The organism is Streptomyces sp. NBC_01635 (genome assembly GCF_045209715.1).
Lineage (GTDB): Bacteria > Actinomycetota > Actinomycetes > Streptomycetales > Streptomycetaceae > Streptomyces > Streptomyces hirsutus.
In genome coordinates, this window is sequence record NZ_CP109277.1 from 7856123 (window position 1) to 7872219 (window position 16097).

The 16097-nt window shown below is 71.3% G+C and carries 15 protein-coding genes; 13 read left to right on the forward strand and 2 right to left on the reverse strand.

The genetic code is table 11. The annotated features are described in order from the left end of the window. Positions 1-112: 112 nt before the first annotated feature. Both OHB56_RS36310 and OHB56_RS36315 read left to right on the forward strand, forming a co-directional pair. Entirely contained in the window at positions 113-775 is a 663-nt protein-coding gene (locus tag OHB56_RS36310; protein ID WP_326755957.1) for a response regulator transcription factor, read from the forward strand. Next, complete coding sequence (locus OHB56_RS36315) at positions 766-1980, forward strand: sensor histidine kinase (protein WP_406358083.1); 1215 nt, start codon at positions 766-768, stop codon at positions 1978-1980. Before OHB56_RS36310 ends, OHB56_RS36315 begins: the two co-directional genes overlap by 10 nt. A gap of 248 nt (positions 1981-2228) precedes the next feature. On the opposite strand, the gene OHB56_RS36320 is transcribed toward OHB56_RS36315, so the two are convergent. Continuing rightward, a complete protein-coding gene (locus OHB56_RS36320) occupies positions 2229-3008 on the reverse strand; it encodes a hypothetical protein (RefSeq protein ID WP_326755959.1) in 780 nt (259 codons plus the stop codon). Between the two features lie 95 nt (positions 3009-3103). Then, positions 3104-3550 carry a DUF6086 family protein gene (locus OHB56_RS36325; protein WP_326755960.1) on the reverse strand — a complete coding sequence of 149 codons (447 nt, stop codon included), beginning with the start codon at positions 3548-3550 and terminating at the stop codon, positions 3104-3106. Between the two features lie 637 nt (positions 3551-4187). Here OHB56_RS36325 and OHB56_RS36330 point away from each other — a divergent pair. The 11 genes from OHB56_RS36330 to OHB56_RS36380 all read left to right on the forward strand — a co-directional run bounded on the left by OHB56_RS36330 (position 4188) and on the right by OHB56_RS36380 (position 16072). Next, the gene (locus OHB56_RS36330) at positions 4188-5546 is read left to right on the forward strand and encodes an MFS transporter (protein ID WP_326755961.1); all 1359 of its coding nucleotides are present in this window, start codon (positions 4188-4190) and stop codon (positions 5544-5546) included. A 106-nt stretch (positions 5547-5652) separates the two neighbouring features. After that, positions 5653-6882 carry a CoA transferase gene (locus tag OHB56_RS36335; protein WP_326755962.1) on the forward strand — a complete coding sequence of 410 codons (1230 nt, stop codon included), beginning with the start codon at positions 5653-5655 and terminating at the stop codon, positions 6880-6882. After that, the gene (locus tag OHB56_RS36340; protein ID WP_326755963.1) at positions 6879-7691 is read left to right on the forward strand and encodes an enoyl-CoA hydratase/isomerase family protein; all 813 of its coding nucleotides are present in this window, start codon (positions 6879-6881) and stop codon (positions 7689-7691) included. The genes OHB56_RS36335 and OHB56_RS36340 overlap by 4 nt, the downstream gene beginning before the upstream one ends. Further along, entirely contained in the window at positions 7688-8911 is a 1224-nt protein-coding gene (locus OHB56_RS36345; protein ID WP_406358087.1) for an acyl-CoA dehydrogenase family protein, read from the forward strand. The genes OHB56_RS36340 and OHB56_RS36345 overlap by 4 nt, the downstream gene beginning before the upstream one ends. After that, positions 8908-9660, forward strand: a complete 753-nt coding sequence (locus OHB56_RS36350) for an SDR family NAD(P)-dependent oxidoreductase (protein ID WP_406358089.1) — start codon at positions 8908-8910, stop codon at positions 9658-9660. The genes OHB56_RS36345 and OHB56_RS36350 overlap by 4 nt, the downstream gene beginning before the upstream one ends. 29 nt (positions 9661-9689) lie before the next feature. Beyond that, entirely contained in the window at positions 9690-10568 is an 879-nt protein-coding gene (locus OHB56_RS36355) for a 3-hydroxyacyl-CoA dehydrogenase family protein (RefSeq protein WP_406358090.1), read from the forward strand. Positions 10569-10580: 12 nt separating this feature from the next. Beyond that, positions 10581-11450, forward strand: coding sequence for a 3-hydroxyacyl-CoA dehydrogenase family protein (locus OHB56_RS36360; protein WP_406358092.1), 870 nt, complete (start codon positions 10581-10583; stop codon positions 11448-11450). Next, the gene (locus tag OHB56_RS36365) at positions 11447-12232 is read left to right on the forward strand and encodes an enoyl-CoA hydratase-related protein (protein ID WP_406358094.1); all 786 of its coding nucleotides are present in this window, start codon (positions 11447-11449) and stop codon (positions 12230-12232) included. The genes OHB56_RS36360 and OHB56_RS36365 overlap by 4 nt, the downstream gene beginning before the upstream one ends. Then, a complete protein-coding gene (locus tag OHB56_RS36370) occupies positions 12229-13281 on the forward strand; it encodes an acyl-CoA dehydrogenase family protein (protein WP_406358096.1) in 1053 nt (350 codons plus the stop codon). The genes OHB56_RS36365 and OHB56_RS36370 overlap by 4 nt, the downstream gene beginning before the upstream one ends. After that, complete coding sequence (locus OHB56_RS36375) at positions 13281-14951, forward strand: AMP-binding protein (RefSeq protein WP_326755970.1); 1671 nt, start codon at positions 13281-13283, stop codon at positions 14949-14951. The genes OHB56_RS36370 and OHB56_RS36375 overlap by 1 nt, the downstream gene beginning before the upstream one ends. After that, positions 14948-16072: a CaiB/BaiF CoA transferase family protein gene (locus tag OHB56_RS36380; protein WP_406358098.1), complete on the forward strand. Its 1125-nt coding sequence runs from the start codon at positions 14948-14950 to the stop codon at positions 16070-16072. Before OHB56_RS36375 ends, OHB56_RS36380 begins: the two co-directional genes overlap by 4 nt. The last annotated feature ends 25 nt before the right edge of the window (positions 16073-16097 follow it).

The window sequence follows — 16097 nt, forward strand, 5'->3', positions numbered from 1 at the left end:
AAGCGCGTTACAGCGGCGTAAGGACGCGGTCCCCGCGACGGTCGGGAGTCGGGAACATGCCGCTCCGCTCTCCTTATCCCCCTGCAATGCCGTGCCGGGTTTCATGGGGGCCATGAGAGTTCTGTTGGCCGAGGACCATCGCGTTCTCGCCCGTACGATCGCCACCGGTCTGCGCCGGCAGGCGATGGCCGTCGACCTCGCGGTCTCCGGGGACGAGGCCGAGCGGATGTGCCTGCTCACCGACTACGACGTGCTGATCCTCGACCGCGACCTGCCGGTCATGACCGGCGACGAGGTGTGCCGACGGCTGCGCGAACTCATCGACCCGCCGCGGATCCTGATGCTGACCGCGGCCGACGAGATCACGGACAAGGTCTACGGGCTCACCGCTCTCGGCGCCGACGACTACCTGACCAAGCCCTTCGACTTCGCCGAGCTGGTCGCCCGGATACGGACGCTCAGCCGCCGCACGCCCAAGTCGCCACGGGCGGCGCTACGACATGAGGGCATCACCCTGGACCGGGCGCGGCACGAGGTGTCCGTGGACGGCCGGCCCCTGGAACTGACACCCAAGGAGTTCGCGGTCCTGCACCTGCTGATGGAGGCACGAGGGGCGGCGGTGTCGCACGGCGAACTCGTGCGCACCGTCTGGGACGAGAACCTCGACCCGCGCACCAACGCGGTGAGGGTCGCCATCAGCCGGCTGCGCCGCAAGCTGGGCGACCCCGGCCTCATCACCGCGGACAAGGGGCAGGGATACCGGCTGTGCGACTGAGCCCGCGGACGCTGCTGCGGGACATGCCGTTCCGCGCCCGGCTGGCCCTGGCCTTCTCCGCGCTCTTCCTGCTGACGGGCGCGGCGCTGCTGACCTTCGTGGTGCTGCTCGCGCGCTACGGGACGGCCCGACAGGTCGAAGCGATCGAGATCACCAAGATCGACGCGCCGAGCGGCAACGAGTTCTCCGGCGAGTCCTCCAGCGGGTACGCACAACCCACGGACCCCCAGGGAACTCTTCCGCCGCCGGGCACGACCGGCGACGGCATCGCCCTTGTCCGCCAGATCGACCAGACCGTACAGGCGGTGCAGGACACCGCCCTGCGACAGATGCTCCTCTGGTCGGCCGTCGGACTGCTCGTCACGACACTGCTGGCCGGACTGCTCGGCTGGTGGCTGGCCGGACGGGCGCTCAGGCCGGTCGCCGCGATGACGGAGACCACCCGCCGGATCAGCGAGCACAACCTGCACCAGAGGCTGGCGCTCACCGGCCCCGACGACGAACTCCACCGCCTCGCCGACACCTTCGACACCATGCTCGACCGGCTGGAGAAATCGTTCGAGAGCCAGCGGCGCTTCGTCGCCAACGCTTCCCACGAACTCAGGACACCTCTAGCGGTCCAGCGCACCAGCCTGGAGGTCGGCCTCGCCGACCCCCTCCCCGACGGCCTCGCCGAAGTACGCGAGGACCTCCTCGCCGCCAACCGCGAGGCCGAGCAGCTGATCACCGCACTGCTGCTGCTCGCCCGCAGCGACCGCGGCCTGGAGGAGACCGAGACCGTGGACCTGTCGGCCGCGGCCCGGCTCGTGGCGGCCGAGCTCGCCCCACAGGCCGAGGAAGGCCGAGTGGACGTGGCCGTGACGTCGGACCGGCCGCTCACCGTCCTGGGCGATCCGCTGCTGCTGCGCCACCTGCTGACCAACCTCGTCCGCAACGCCATTCAGTACAACCACCCCGGCGGCCGGGTCCGGGTACGACTCGAAGGCCACACGCTGACCGTGACCAACACCGGGCCCCCCGTGCCCGCCGACCGGATACCGGACCTCTTCGAGCCCTTCCGCCGTCTCACCCAGGACCGCGTCGGCACCACTGGCCACGGGCTCGGCCTCGCCATCGTCCGCTCCATCGCCGAGGCCCACGGAACCGAGGCGACGGCCGAACCCGGCCGGCCGGGCGGCCTCACCGTCACCGTCCGCTTCCCCTGACGCATGACGTGGTCCCACGCCGACGCGGTCCGACCGCACGCCCGACCGCTCACATCCGTACGGCGAGGTGCGCCACGCGGCTCGTGCCACCCGCCCGGCGGGCTGTCCGCAGGTGCGGCTGACCGCACTGGTGACAGTCGGGCCGACTGCCTCGCGGCTCTCAGAGTTGTCGAACAGCCCCCGGCCGGGCCGGCTCTTGACCGGTCACTTCCCTCGCCAGGCCACCGCGCACGCAGGCGCGAGGCACGTCAGCGGGTTTCCGGTGTGGCGTCGTGGCGGCTTGCGAGGTGCTCGAAGAACCCCTCCAGCAGGGCGAAGAGCCCGGCGACAGCCTGACGGTGCTCGTCTTCCGACCAGGGCTCGGCCGGTCGGCCCTCGGGAAACACGACTTGGACCACCTGGGCGCGCCAGATGAGGTTCTGACCGGCCTGGTGCGTGTCCGCGAGCCACTCTCGCAGTCCGTCCAGTAGCGCTCCGCCGCAGGCATGGTCGTAACCGTTGAGGTAAGTCGTCACCCCGTCGTAGGTGACGCGGCCGACGTACATACCCGTCCGCTTCCTGAAGTTCTCCCAGAACCTCTGGTGCGAGTCGACCGGCCTGTTCCTGTGCCGGCGCCACGCGGCCGGCAGTTGGGAAAGGTCGGTGCCGACGCCCCAGGTGGAGTACGACACCGCCTCCACTCCCACACCGAGCGCCGTGAGGAGAACGGCCGTGCGTGCGGCCGGATCGACAGGTCCGGACTTCCGCACCCAGACGCACGTTCCCGACGGATCACGCTCGTGATGGGTGACGACGAAGTCCGTGCCACCGAGCGTGAAGAACGCGGCACGCACGACGCCGTGCCCGTCCCACGACTCCTCGATCGTCAACCTCAGCCGCCGAGCCACCGAGTCCAGGTCCACTGCCAGCAACGCCAGCGAAACCAGCGGCTCGGTTGCGGCTTGAAACATCGAGCACTGCCTCGCCGGGTTGCCTCCGGAGGACGTTGCAGGCGCCCAGTCGGCCTCGGGATCCGGAAGGTCGATCATCTCGGACGTCGTCTCCTTCGAGGGTGGGCAAGAGGCGGCAACGGTAAGCAAGTCCGGGCATTGGGCCAGGAGGGGCCGACCCTCGGCGTATCGGGTCAGCGGGCCATCCAGCGGTCCATCTCCCGGGCGCGCGAGTCCAGCGCGTCGACGATGACGGCCGGCGCGGCCGAGGGATTGCCGGGAACCTGCACGTCGCGCCGGACTCCATCATGCGCGTGGCGGGTCCTCGGTTCAGGTGTCCCCACCTCTATCCCCGCCCGCCGCGCAAGTGCGACTGCCGTCGCCACAAACCCCTCGGAGAGAGCGAGGATCACGGAGTGCCCCGTCCGACAGTGCCAGGCGACCAGACCGCGCACGAACGCCTCGTACACGGTTGGATCGACCTCGAGTGTGTCCGGGTCGCCCTCGTACTTGCCCTGACCGATTCCCGAAGACAGTTCGAGCTCCGCCTCGAAAACCTTGATCTGCCGCAGGAACAGTCGGCCGGCACCGTTCGACGGGTTCCACAGTGTCTCGTCACCGACGTCGAAGTACATGCTCATCGTCAATCCCCCTGCTCGGCAGCCCTGGCACAGGGTAGAGGATTGGGTAATCGGCAGGCACTCGGTTAAGACGGGTGCCTTGATGAGCCGGTAGTTCCTCCAGGACGTGGCGCCGGAGCCACCCGTGCGCACCCAGGGGGGCGGCCGGCGGCAGGATGACGACCGCGCGGTCCGGACAGCGATCACCCACCGCGCCGCACCTTGAAATGACGCGTGACGACAGCCCGTGCGTCCGGTGCTCAGGACGGACGGCACAACTCGTCCGCCTTCCCCGGCACGTCGGCGACATCGAGAATCTCCGTCATGACCAAGCCCATCGTGTAGGCGCGTCCGGACACGCGGTCGAGGACTCTTCCGGTGACCGATCAGCAGGACGCACAGGCCGCGGTCGGTGTTCCGGCGGCCGCCTCAGGGACCCGCTGCCTGCTCGAGGTCGGGGCGCCGACGTAGGCGCACGACGGGCACTTCTGCCGTACGCCCTCGGTTCGACCGCTCCGGAGCCGAAAGTCATCTGTTAAATGTTGGACCTTGCGCATCCTGTCTAGCGTCGGTAGTTTTCCGGTGTCGCACCTTGTGACCCGCGCTACACCACCCGGTGTCGCCAGCAGCGCGGACCACCCCCGTCCTGGAGGACATCGTGGCCTCTTCCTCCGACAGCCCGCAGGTCTCGATCGTGCGGGTAGCTGGTGCCAGCCTCATCGGCACGGCGATCGAGTTCTTCGACTTCTTCATCTTCGGTACCGCGGCGGCGCTGGTCTTCGGAAAGCTCTTCTTCCCCGACCTCGACCCGCTGATCGGCACCCTGGCCGCCTTCGCGACCTTCGGTGTCGCCTTCGTCGCCCGTCCGCTCGGCGCACTGATCTTCGGTCACTTCGGTGACCGGGTGAGCCGCAAGCGGATGCTGATCACCAGCCTCATGATGATGGGCCTGAGCACCGTCGCGGTCGGCCTGCTGCCCACGCACGCGCAGGTCGGCATCCTGGCCCCGATCCTCCTGGTGGTCTGCCGCTTCATCCAAGGGCTGGCGCTCGGGGGCGAGTGGAGCGGTGCGGTGCTGATGGCCGTGGAGCACGCGCCCAAGAACAAGCGGGCGTTCTACGGCAGCTGGCCGCAGGTGGGTGTGCCGCTCGGTCTGGTTCTCGCCACCGGCATGTTCTGGGTCGTCCAGCAGCTTCCCACGGCGCAACTCGAGTCCTGGGGCTGGCGTGTCCCGTTCCTGCTGAGCGCGGTGCTGGTGGCCCTCGGCCTCTACATCCGGCTCAAGATCGAGGACTCGCCGGCATTCGAGGCGGTCAAGGAGAAGGGGCAGCAGGAGCGCTTCCCGGCCGGTGTCGTCATGCGCAAGGCCGGCGGTCGTGTGCTCATCGGCGCGCTGACCATGGCGGCGGCGAACATCCCCTTCTACATGGCGACCGTCTTCGCGCTGACCTACGGAGCCAGCGACGGCGTCAGCAGAAACGCCGTGCTCGGCGCGGTGTGTCTCGCTTCGGTGGTGCAGCTGGGGACGATCCCGCTGGCGGCGAGGTTCTGTGACACCTACGGCCGGCGCCCGGTCCTGATGGTGGGCTGCGTCGCCACGGCCGTCATGGCCTTCCCGTTCTTCTGGCTGGTCGACACGCACCACCCCGTCGCGATCATCGCCGCCATGATGCTGGCGCTGCCGGTCTGCCACGCGCTGACCTACGCGCCGATCTCCGCCTTCCTCCCCGAGCTGTTCCCCACCCAGCTGCGCTACAGCGGCTCGGGGATCGCCTACACGCTCGGCGGGCTGATGTTCAGCGCCCCGGTGCCCTTCATCTCCGCCGCGCTCTTCGACAGCTTCGGCGCCGCCTGGCCCCTCTCGCTCTACATCGTCGTCGGTGGCGTGCTGACCTTCGTGGCCGTCGCCGTCTCCCGGGAGACCCGCGACGACGAGATCGCCTGGTCGGACGACCCGGCGGAACGGACCCCGGACGGCTCCGCAGCCGGCCCGGAGCACGTCCCCGCCGCCCACTGAAAGGCCCCGTGGGCCGCCCGATGCTGGCGCGTGGGCGGCCCACGGCCCCTAAAGGTCCACTATTGACCACCCTTAAAATGTTCGACATTATGAAGCGGTGAAGGCTATGACTTTGACACCGGCCCCACAAGGCCCCTTGGAGGGTGTGCGCGTGGTCGACATGACGACCTCGTACGCCGGGCCCACGGCTGCGATGTACCTCGCTGATCTCGGAGCCACCGTCGTCAAGGTGGAACGGCCGGGTCATGGTGACGACACCAGGAGTTGGGGGCCGCCGTTCGTGGACGGCGCCTCGGCCTGGTTCTCCTCGGCCAACCGCAACAAGCAGTCCCTGGCGGTCAACCTCCGCGCCGCCACCGGCCGCGAGGTGCTGCTGCGGCTGCTCGACACCGCGGACGTCTTCCTCCAGAACATGAACCCGAGCAAGCTCACCCGCATGGGCATCGACAGCGAGACCCTGCGGGCACGCAACCCGCGGCTGGTCTACTGCGCGATGTCGGGTTTCGGCCTCGACGGGCCCGACAGCGGCCTGCCCGGTTACGACCTCGTCGCACAGGCACGGTCCGGCCTGATGTCCGTGACCGGCGAGCGGGGCCGCAGCCCGCAGCGCGTCTCGACCGCGCTCTCCGACGTGGTGACCGGCATGGCCGCGGCGATCGCGATCAACGCCGCCCTGGTGCGACAGTGCCGCAGCGGTGAGGGCGAGACCATCGACGTGTCCCTCCTCGACACCGACCTCGCGCTGATGGCGCCACGGATCGCGGCCTACTGCGCCGGCGAGGCGGAGCCCGCGCCCAGCGGCGGCACCGACTCGGTACTCGCCGTCTACCAGCCCTTCGAGACGGCCGACCGCCCCATCGTCGTGGCCATCGGCAACAACGCGATGTGGCAGCGGTTCTGCGAGGCCGTCGACCTGCCCGAGCTCGGAACGGACCCGGCCCTCGCCGACAACGCCGACCGCCGCGAGCACCGCCCGCGGATCACCGCGGCCGTCGCCCGGCGGCTCGCGACCCGCCCGGCAGCCGAATGGCTCCGCGTCCTCGGCGACGTCGAGGTGCCGGCCTCCCTCGTCCAGTCGCTGTCCGAGGTCGTGAAGGACCCGCAGGTGGTCGCCCGCGGGAGCCTGCTTCCGGTCCCCGGCTCCCAGGAGGAACTCGTGAGCGTCCGCAGCCCGTTCCGGCTCGCCTCGCAGACCACCCCGCGCAACGAGCGGTTCCCCGAACTCGGTGCCGACACCCGCGAGGTCCTGGGCCAACTCGGCTACTCCGACCAGGAGATCACCGACCTCGCCACCGCGGGCACGATCGGCGTGGGCACCCCGGCGGTGGCCTCGTGAGTGCTTCCGACGCCCTGCTCGTGGACCGCGCCGGTGCGGTCACCACCCTGACGATCAACCGGCCCGAGGCCCACAACGCGCTCAACGCCGAGGTGCTCGCCGCGCTGCGCGCCGCCGTGCTCGAGGCGGAGGCGGATCCGGCGGTCCGCGCGGTCGTCGTCACCGGCGCCGGGCAGAAAGCTTTCTGCGCAGGTGCCGACCTCAAGGAGCTCGCCGGCATGGGGCCGGACCGGGCGCACGAGAAGATGCGCTCGGGCCAGCGGGCCCTGCGCGACATCGAGCGCGCCGCCGTCCCGGTCATCGCCGCCGTCAACGGTGTGGCCCTCGGCGGCGGATTCGAACTCGTGCTGGCCTCGACCTTCTCCGTGCTCTCCACCCGCGCCTCGCTCGGCCTGCCCGAATCCGGGCTCGGCCTCATCCCGGGGTACGGGGGCACCCAGCGGCTGCCCCGGGCCGTGGGCTCCCCGACCGCGGCGTATCTGATGCTCACCGGCACCCGGCTCGACGCGGACCGCGCCCACCGGCTCGGGCTCACCCCGGTGCCGCCGGTCGCGCCGGAGGACCTGGCGGCGACCGCGCACGCGCTCGCCGAGAAGATCGCCGCGCAAGGGCCGCTGGCCGTGCGCTCGATCCTCACCGCGCTCGAAGCGGGCCGTGACGCGCCCCTCGACGCCGGGCTCCAGCACGAGACCGCACTGGCCGCACTCGCCGTGAGCGGAGCGGAGTCCGACGAGGGCGTCGGCGCCTTCCTGGAGCGACGCCCCGCCGTCTTCGCCGCCCCGACGAACGCCCCCGAGGAGTCGACATGAGCGTGGAACCGCTCGCCCTCGATACCGACCCCAAGGCCTACCTGGCCCTGCACGGCCTGCTGGACGAGCCGGCCGCCGACGCCGCCCTGACCGACCGTGAGCGCGAGGTCCGGACGCTCACCCGCGAGGTCGTCTCCCGCGAGGTGGCACCCCGCGCGGCCGAACTCGACGCCACCCACGCCTTCGCCCACGACAGCGTGCAGGCCCTGGCCCAAGCCGGTCTGATGGGTCTGGTCTTCCCCACGCACCTCGGCGGCACGGGCGACACCAACGTCGCGTACGCCGTGGCGATGGAGGAGGTCACCGCCGGCTGCGCGGCGACGTCGCTCGTGTTCATGACCCAGATGCACGCGGCGTACCCGATCCTGCTCGCCGGCAGCGACGAACTGGCCCAGCGGTACATCCCCGGCCTGCTCGACGGCTCGGTCTACGGCGCGCTCGGCATCACCGAGCCCGATGCCGGCAGTGACGTCGCCTCCCTGCGGACCACCGCCCGGCCGACCGGTGACGGCTACCTGCTCGACGGGGCGAAGACCTTCATCACCACCGGCGACCGGGCCGGAGTGATCATCTGCTTCGCCACCGTCGACAAGAGCCTGGGGCGTCGCGGGATCAGTGCGTTCGTCGTGGACGGCGGCTGGGACGGTGTCGGACACGGCCTGCCCTTCGAGAAGATGGGCATGCACGGCTCCAGCACCGCGGAGCTGTTCTTCGACGGCGTGCGCATCCCGGCCGACCACCTCCTGGGCGAGGAGGGCCAGGGCTGGCGCGTGGTGATGAACTCCGTGGTCAAGTCGCGGATCAGCGCCGCCGCCCAGGGCGTCGGCCTGGCCCGCGCGGCGTACGCGCGGACCCTGGCCGCCCTGACCCGGCTGCACGGCAGCCGGCTGCCCGACGAGCACACCTTCGCACTCGCCGAGTTGCGGGGCCGGATCCTGCAGGGCCGGCTGCTGCTGCACGCGGTCGCCCGCCAGGTCGACACCGCCACCGACATCCCGACCGGACAGATCGGGATGATGAAGCAGGCCTGCACCGACCTGGGCTTCACCGCGGCCGTGGAGGCCACCCGCATCCTCGGCCCGTACGGCGACCTCGCCGTCCTCGGTGTCGAGCGCTGCCTGCGCGACGCCAAGGTCACCCAGATCTACGACGGCACCAACGAGATCCAGCGGTTGCTCATCGGCCGCGAGATCACCCGCGCGATGGGAGAGCTGACATGACGGACCTGCACGGCAAGGTCGCGATCGTCACCGGAGCCGGGCGGGGGCTCGGCCGGTCGATGGCCTCGGCACTGGTCCAGGCCGGTGCCGCGGTCACCGTCGCCGCCCGCACCGGCGCGGAACTGGACGCGTTCGTCGACGAGGCCAAGGCCGCCGGCGGTCAGGCGCTCGCCTGCCCGACCGACATCACCGACGAGGCCGCGGTCGAACGGATGGTCGCGGCGACCGTCGAGACCTTCGGACGGGTCGACGTCCTGGTCAACAACTCCGGCATCGTCGCCTCCACGCCCCTGCTGGAGCAGTCGGCCGAGGAGTGGGACCGGGTGGTCGCGACCAACCTCCGCGGCACCTACCTCGCCACCCGGGCAGCCGGCCGCCACATGGCCGCGCAGGGCTCCGGCAAGGTCGTCAACATCGCCTCCAACTTCGCCCTCCAGGGCGTCGCCGCCCACGCGGCCTACTCCGCGTCCAAGGCCGGCGTCATCGCCTTCACCCGCTCCATGGCCGTCGAGTGGGCGCGGCACGGCATCCAGGTCAACGCGATCGCCCCCGGCTACTTCGCCACGCCGCTCAACAGCGAACTGCGCGCCGACGCCGACGCCACGGCCAAGGTCACGCGGGCCATCCCCGCCCGCCGCATGGGCCGGCCGGAGGAGCTCGAGCCGTGGCTGCTGCTGCTCGCCGGCAGCGCCTCGGACTTCATGACCGGCGAGGTCATCGTCATCGACGGCGGCCAGAGCGTCCGCTGAGACCGCCACGGCCACTTCAGGGAGAACCAGTGAGCAAGGTGAGCAAGACCGTCGCCGTCCTCGGCGCCGGCACCATGGGCTCGGGCATCGCCACCGTGATGGCGCGCGCCGGGCACCGGACGATCCTCTACGACGTCGACGAGGGCAACCTCAAGCGCGGCATCGACACCGTGCACGGCTTCTTCGACAAGAGCGTCAAGCTCGGCAAGCTCGACGCGATTGCCGCCCAGGAGGCCAAGGACGCCCTGGTCGGCAGCACCACCCTCACCGACCTCGCGCCGTGCGACGTCGTGGTCGAGGCGGTCTTCGAGGACCTCCAGCTGAAGAAGGACACCTTCGGCAGGCTGGACGGGATCGTCTCCGAGCACACGCTGTTCCACACCAACACCTCGACGCTGTCGGTCACCGGCATCGCGTCCGGATCGCGGCTGCCGGAACGGGTCGTCGGCACCCATTACTGCAACCCGGCACCGCTGATGAAGCTGGTCGAGGTCGCCGACGGCCGGCACACCGCCGACTGGGCGCACAAGGCGACCGTCGAGTTCCTCGATTCCCTCGGCAAGACCAGCGTCGTCACCCAGGACCGGCCCGGTTTCATCGTCAACCGGTTCCTGATCCCGTGGGAGAACTCCTGCATCCGCGCCCTCGAAGCGGGCCTCGGCACCAAGGAGTCGATCGACGCCGCCGTGCTCGGCGGCCTCGGACACCCGATGGGCCCCTTCCGGCTGCTGGACATCGTCGGCATGGACATCCACCAGCAGGTCGCGACCCGGCTCTACGAGCAGCTGCGTGATCCGCGCTTCTTCCCGCCGCCGATGGTCGAGCGGATGGTCGCCGCGGGCGACCTCGGCCGCAAGACCGGCCGCGGCTTCTACACGTACGACGACACCCGCCTCTTCGGGTCCTGAAGGAGACAGACGATGAACGACTTCCCGAGGGTCGGGGTGCTCGGCCTCGGCACGATGGGCGCCGGGATCGCGCAGGTGTTCGCCGCCTCCGGCCGTGACGTCGTCGCCCTGGAGACGGACGCGTCCCGGGTCGACGCCGGCCTCGCCGCGGTGGCGGAGTTCCTCGACGGCGGCGTCGCCCGCGGCAAGGTCACCGAGGACGCCAAGCAGGCCGTGCTGGCGCGCATCACCGGCACCACGAGCATGGCCGACCTGGCCGGCGTCGACGTCGTGATCGAGTCGGTGACGGAGAACGCCGAGGTGAAGAAGGCGCTGCTGGCCGAGGCCGCCGCCGTCGTGGGCGAGCACACCCCCGTCCTGACCAACACCTCCGCCCTGTCGGTCACCGACCTGGCCGCGGCCCTGCCGAACCCGGAACGGGTCGCCGGCCTCCACTTCTTCAACCCCGCGCCGGTCATGCGCACCGTCGAGGTGGTCCGCGCCCTGCAGACCGAACCCCGGCTGGTCGAGCGGCTGGTGGCGCTGGTCGCCTCCCTCGACGGCAAGGAACCGGTCGTCGTCAAGGACCGCCCCGGCTTCCTCCTCAACGCGCTGCTGCTGCCCTACCTCAACGACGTCATCCAGGAGTACGACGACGGCCTGGCCACCGCCGAGGACATCGACACAGCCCTCAAGCTCGGCCTCGGCTACCAGTCCGGCCCCTTCGAGATGCTCGACATGATCGGCCTCGACGTCCACCTCCACGCCACCGAGAGCGCGTACGCCGCGACGCTCGACAGCCGCTACGCCCCGCCCCCTCTGCTGCGCCAGATGGTCGCCGCCGGACGGCTCGGCGCCAAGAACGGCCAGGGATTCCGCACCGGAGAGAAGAGCACCCGATGAACGCACCGACGTACGACGACCTCCTGATCGACCGCGACGGCGCGGTCCTCACGATCACGATCAACCGGCCCGAGGCCGGCAACAAGTTCCGCCACCAGACCTGCCTGGAGCTCGTCGACGCGCTGCAGCGCTTCCGGCTCGACCGCGACCTGCGCGCGGCCGTGCTCACCGGCACCGGCGACAAGTTCTTCTGCATCGGCGGCGAGCACGATCCGGTCACCTCCCTCGACCAGTCCCAGGTGCTGCCGGTCATCGACGTCTACCAGGCGCTCGACACCATCCCCAAGCCGATCGTGGCCGCCGTCAACGGCTTCGCGGTCGGCGGCGGCAACGTGCTGCACACCGTGTGCGACCTGACCGTCGCCTCGGAGAACGCCGTCTTCCGGCAGGTCGGCCCCATGGTCGGCAGTTTCGACGCCGGCTACGGCTCCTGGTACCTGGAGGACACCATCGGCCGCAAGCGCGCCAAGGAGATGTGGTACCTCAACCGGAAGTACACCGCCGCCCAGGCCCTCGAGATGGGCCTGGTCAACGAGGTCGTCGCGCCCGGTGAGGCCCTGGCCCGCGCCGTCGAGGTGGCCAGGGAGATCACCACCCGCAGCCCGCTGGCCATCGGCGCGATGAAGGGGGCGTTCTCGGCCCGCCACAACGGCGTGTCCGGGCAGGCCCGCATGGCCCACGACCAGCAGCTCTCGCTGTACCTGCAGACCCAGGAGGCGCACGAGGTCGGTGCCGCCTTCGGTGAGCGCCGCGAGCCCACGTCCGAAAGCTTCTGGGCATGAGCTGGCACGGTCCCGCACTCGACAGCGACCAGCGTGATCTGATGGCCATGCTGGACGCCTTCACGGCCGATCACGACCTCGTCCTCACCGACGAGCCGGAGGTCGTCGCACGCTTGACCGCCGAGCTCGTCGAGCTCGGCGTCTGGACCCTGGGGACCGCCGAGGAGCACGGCGGCGGCGGCGCCGACCGCGCCACCACCGTGATCGCGTTCGAACGGCTCGGCCGCACCTGGCCCGCGCTCGGCTGGGCCTGTGTCCAGGCGCACGCCGCGGTCGACGTGCTCGCCCGCGACGAGCGCTGTGCCGACCTCGTCGGCCGGGTGCACGCCGGGACGGCGGCGGTCGCGGTCGTCGACGCCGGCTCCGCCCATGTGCGGCTCGCCTGGTCCGGCACCACCTTGAGCGGTTCGGTCGACCGGATCGACGCGGCCGCCGAGGCGCCGTACCTCCTCGTGCTGGCCGACGAGGACAGGGCGCTCCTGATCGACCCGGCCGCGCTCACGTCCCGCCCGTTGCGCCGGACCGGCCTCGGCGGGGCCCTCACCCGGTCCGTCCAGGTCGAGGCGAGCGGTGCCGCGGTCACCGAACTGACCGGCGTCGACGTCCCGGCGGCACGGGTCCGGCTCCGGCTCGGAACCGCCGCCGTGGCGGCCGGCACGGCAGCGGCCGCCGCCGACGCGGCCGCCGCGTACTCCGCCGGCCGCCGGCAGTTCGGCGACGCGCTGACCGCCCTCCCCACGGTGCGCCAGTCGCTGCTCGCTCAGGCCTCCGGCAGCGCGGTCGCCCTGGCCGCCGCGGTGGCCGTGGCCGACGACCCGGTCCGCTCCCTCGCGGCCGCACGAGAGGCCTGCGACGGCGCGATCGACGTGGCCGCCGCCGCGCTGCAGTCGCACGGCGGCTACGGCTACCTCGCCGAGTACCCGGCCGAGCGGTACCTGCGGGACGCGGTCTCCCTGCGCGCCGCCGCCGATGTCCAAGGCGCTGCCGTCACCACCGCGCGCACCCTGGTGGGCCTCGGCCCGGCCACCTCCCTTCGGAAGGACGGATGATGACCACGAGTCAGAGTGGTACCCCGCTGGCAGAGTTCCTCGACGGCCAGCACACGCCGGTCACCGACGACGACGCCGAGGCCTGGCGGGCCGCCGGCTGGTGGGAGGAGCGGTCGATCCGCTCCCTGCTGACCGAGGCGGCGCAGGCCCATCCGGACCGCGCGGCGCTCGTGGGCCACCGCACCGGCGGCGACCGGGTGAGCCGCACCTACGCCGAGTTCGACGCGAACGCCCACCACGCGGCGAGCGTCTTCGCCTCCCTCGGAGTCGCCCAGGGCGACGCCGTCGTGCTGATGCTTCCCAACTGGGTCGAATACCCCGAGATGGTCTTCGGCATCAACGAGCTCGGCGCCGTCTACGCCGGCATCCCGGTGGCGTACGGCGAACGCCAGGCGGCCGCGATCCTGCGCCGCAGCAAGGCGAAGGTCCTGGTCATCCCGCGGCGGTGGCGCAGCACCGAGCACCTCGAGCTCTCCCGCAGGCTGCGGGCCGAGATACCGACGCTCGAGCACGTCGTCGTCCTCGACGACGACGGGTCGGACCTCCGCGACGGCGAGTCGCTCTGGTCGAGCCACGCCGGCGTTCCGACACGGACGTTCCCCGAGCCCGTACCCAGCCGTGTCTGCTACCTCGGCTTCACCTCCGGCACCACCGGTGAGCCGAAGGGCGCGATGCACAGCCACAACACGCTCGTCTACGCCGTCCGCCGCCAGGCCGAGCACATCGGCCCGAAGGTGTACGGCGACCCGATGGTGCACCTGGTCGCCTCGCCGGTCGGCCACCACACGGGTTTCGCCTGGGGCATCGTGATGACGGTGCTGCTCGCGGGCACCGCGGTGCACGTCGACCGGTGGGACCCGGTCTGGGGTGTGCGGGTGATCCGTGAGGAGGGCGTCACGGCGTTCTTCGGCGCGCCCACCTTCCTCCAGGACATGATGCGCACCGACCTGGCGGGCGACCCGGACTGTCCGCTGACATGCCTGGTGATCGCCGGCTCCCCGGTGCCGCGCAATCTTCCCGCGCAGGCCCAGGAGGCCCTCGGGGCCTACATCGCCCCCGCGTGGGGCCTCACCGAGTGCAGCATCATGAGTTCCTGCACGCCCGACGAACCGGCCGCGATCCAGCGGACCGACGGAGCGATCTTCCCCGGCTCCGAGGTCCGTGTCGTCGGGGCCGACGGCCGCGACGTGCCGCCCGGCGAGGTCGGCGACCTGCTCATGCGGGGGCCGGGTGTCGTGTACGGCTACTACGACCGGCCCGACGCCACCGACGACGCCTACCTGCCCGGCCTGTGGTTCAAGACCGGCGACCGGGCCAGCCTCGACGAGCACGGCTGGCTCTCCCTGCGCGGGCGCACCAAGGACATCATCATCCGCGGCGGGGAGAACATCCCCGTCACCGATGTCGAGTCGGTCCTCTTCGACCACCCCGACGTGGTGAACGCGGCCGTCGTCGGCATCCCCGACGAGCGGCTCGGCGAGCGGATCTGCGCGGTGCTGGTGACCCGCGCCGGCACGCCGGAGCTGACGGTGGCCGACCTGGCCGACTACCTGCTCGCCCAGGGCCTGTCCAAGCACTACCTCCCCGAGCGGGTGGTCAACGCGCCCGAGCTGCCGATGACCCCGAGCGGGAAGATCCAGAAGTTCAAGCTGCGGGAGATGATCGCGTGAACGCCGCCCTGCCCCTCGACGGCATCAAGGTCCTCGACCTGTCCACCCTCCTCCCGGGCCCCCTGGCCACCCTGATGCTCGCCGAGGCCGGGGCCGACGTGGTCAAGCTCGAACGGCCGGGCCGCGGCGACGAGATGCGCACGTACGAACCGAAGTTCGGTGAGGCGAGCGCCAACTACGCCGTGCTCAACCGGGGCAAGCGGGCCTACGGCGTCGACTTCAAGGACCCCGCCCAGCGCGACCGGGTCCTCGAACTGGCCGCCGAGGCCGACGTGGTCATGGAGCAGTTCCGTCCCGGGGTGGCCGACCGGCTCGGTCTCGGATACGACGCCGTCCGCGCGGTCAACCCCGACGTCGTGTACTGCTCGATCACCGGCTACGGGCCGACCGGGCCGCACGCCAAGCGGGCCGGACACGACCTCAACTACCTCGCGGAGTCCGGCCTCCTCGGAGTCGTCACCGACAGCACGGGCGCGCCCGGACTGCCGGTCACCGTGCTCGCGGACATCGCCGCCGGCACCTACCCGGCGGTCGTCAACATCCTGCTCGCCCTGCGGCAGCGCGACCGCACCGGCGAGGGAGCACGCCTCCAGGTGTCGATGACCCACAACCTCCAGGTCCTCGGCTACGGCTACTTCGCGGCCCACCAGGCCGGCGCCGGCTGGCCGCGGCCGGGCGCCGAGCAGCTCACCGGCGGCAGCCCGCGCTACCACGTCTACCCGACCTCCGACGGCCGCCACATCGCCTGCGCCGCGCTGGAGCAGAAGTTCTGGGACCGGCTCGTCCAACTGGTCGGGCTGGACGAGAAGTTCCACGACGACGCCGGGCAGGAGGAGGACGTCGTCACGGCGCTCACCGCCCGGTTCGCCGCCGAGACCAGCGAGCACTGGCGTGCCGTGCTGGACGGCGAGGACGTCTGCACGGTGGTCGTCGCCACCTTCGACGAGGCGGTCGACGCCGGGCTCGTCGACATCGACGCCCCCGAGCGGGTGTCCGCGCCCGGTGGCGACGCGTCGTTCGCGACGCTGCCCAGCCCGGTCTCCGCCACGCTCCGGCGCGCCCCCGCCACCACCCCGTACCCCTCACTGGCCGAGCTCGGCGACGCCTCGCCCTGGGCCTGACCGCCCGGCCCCGTACACATTTCAC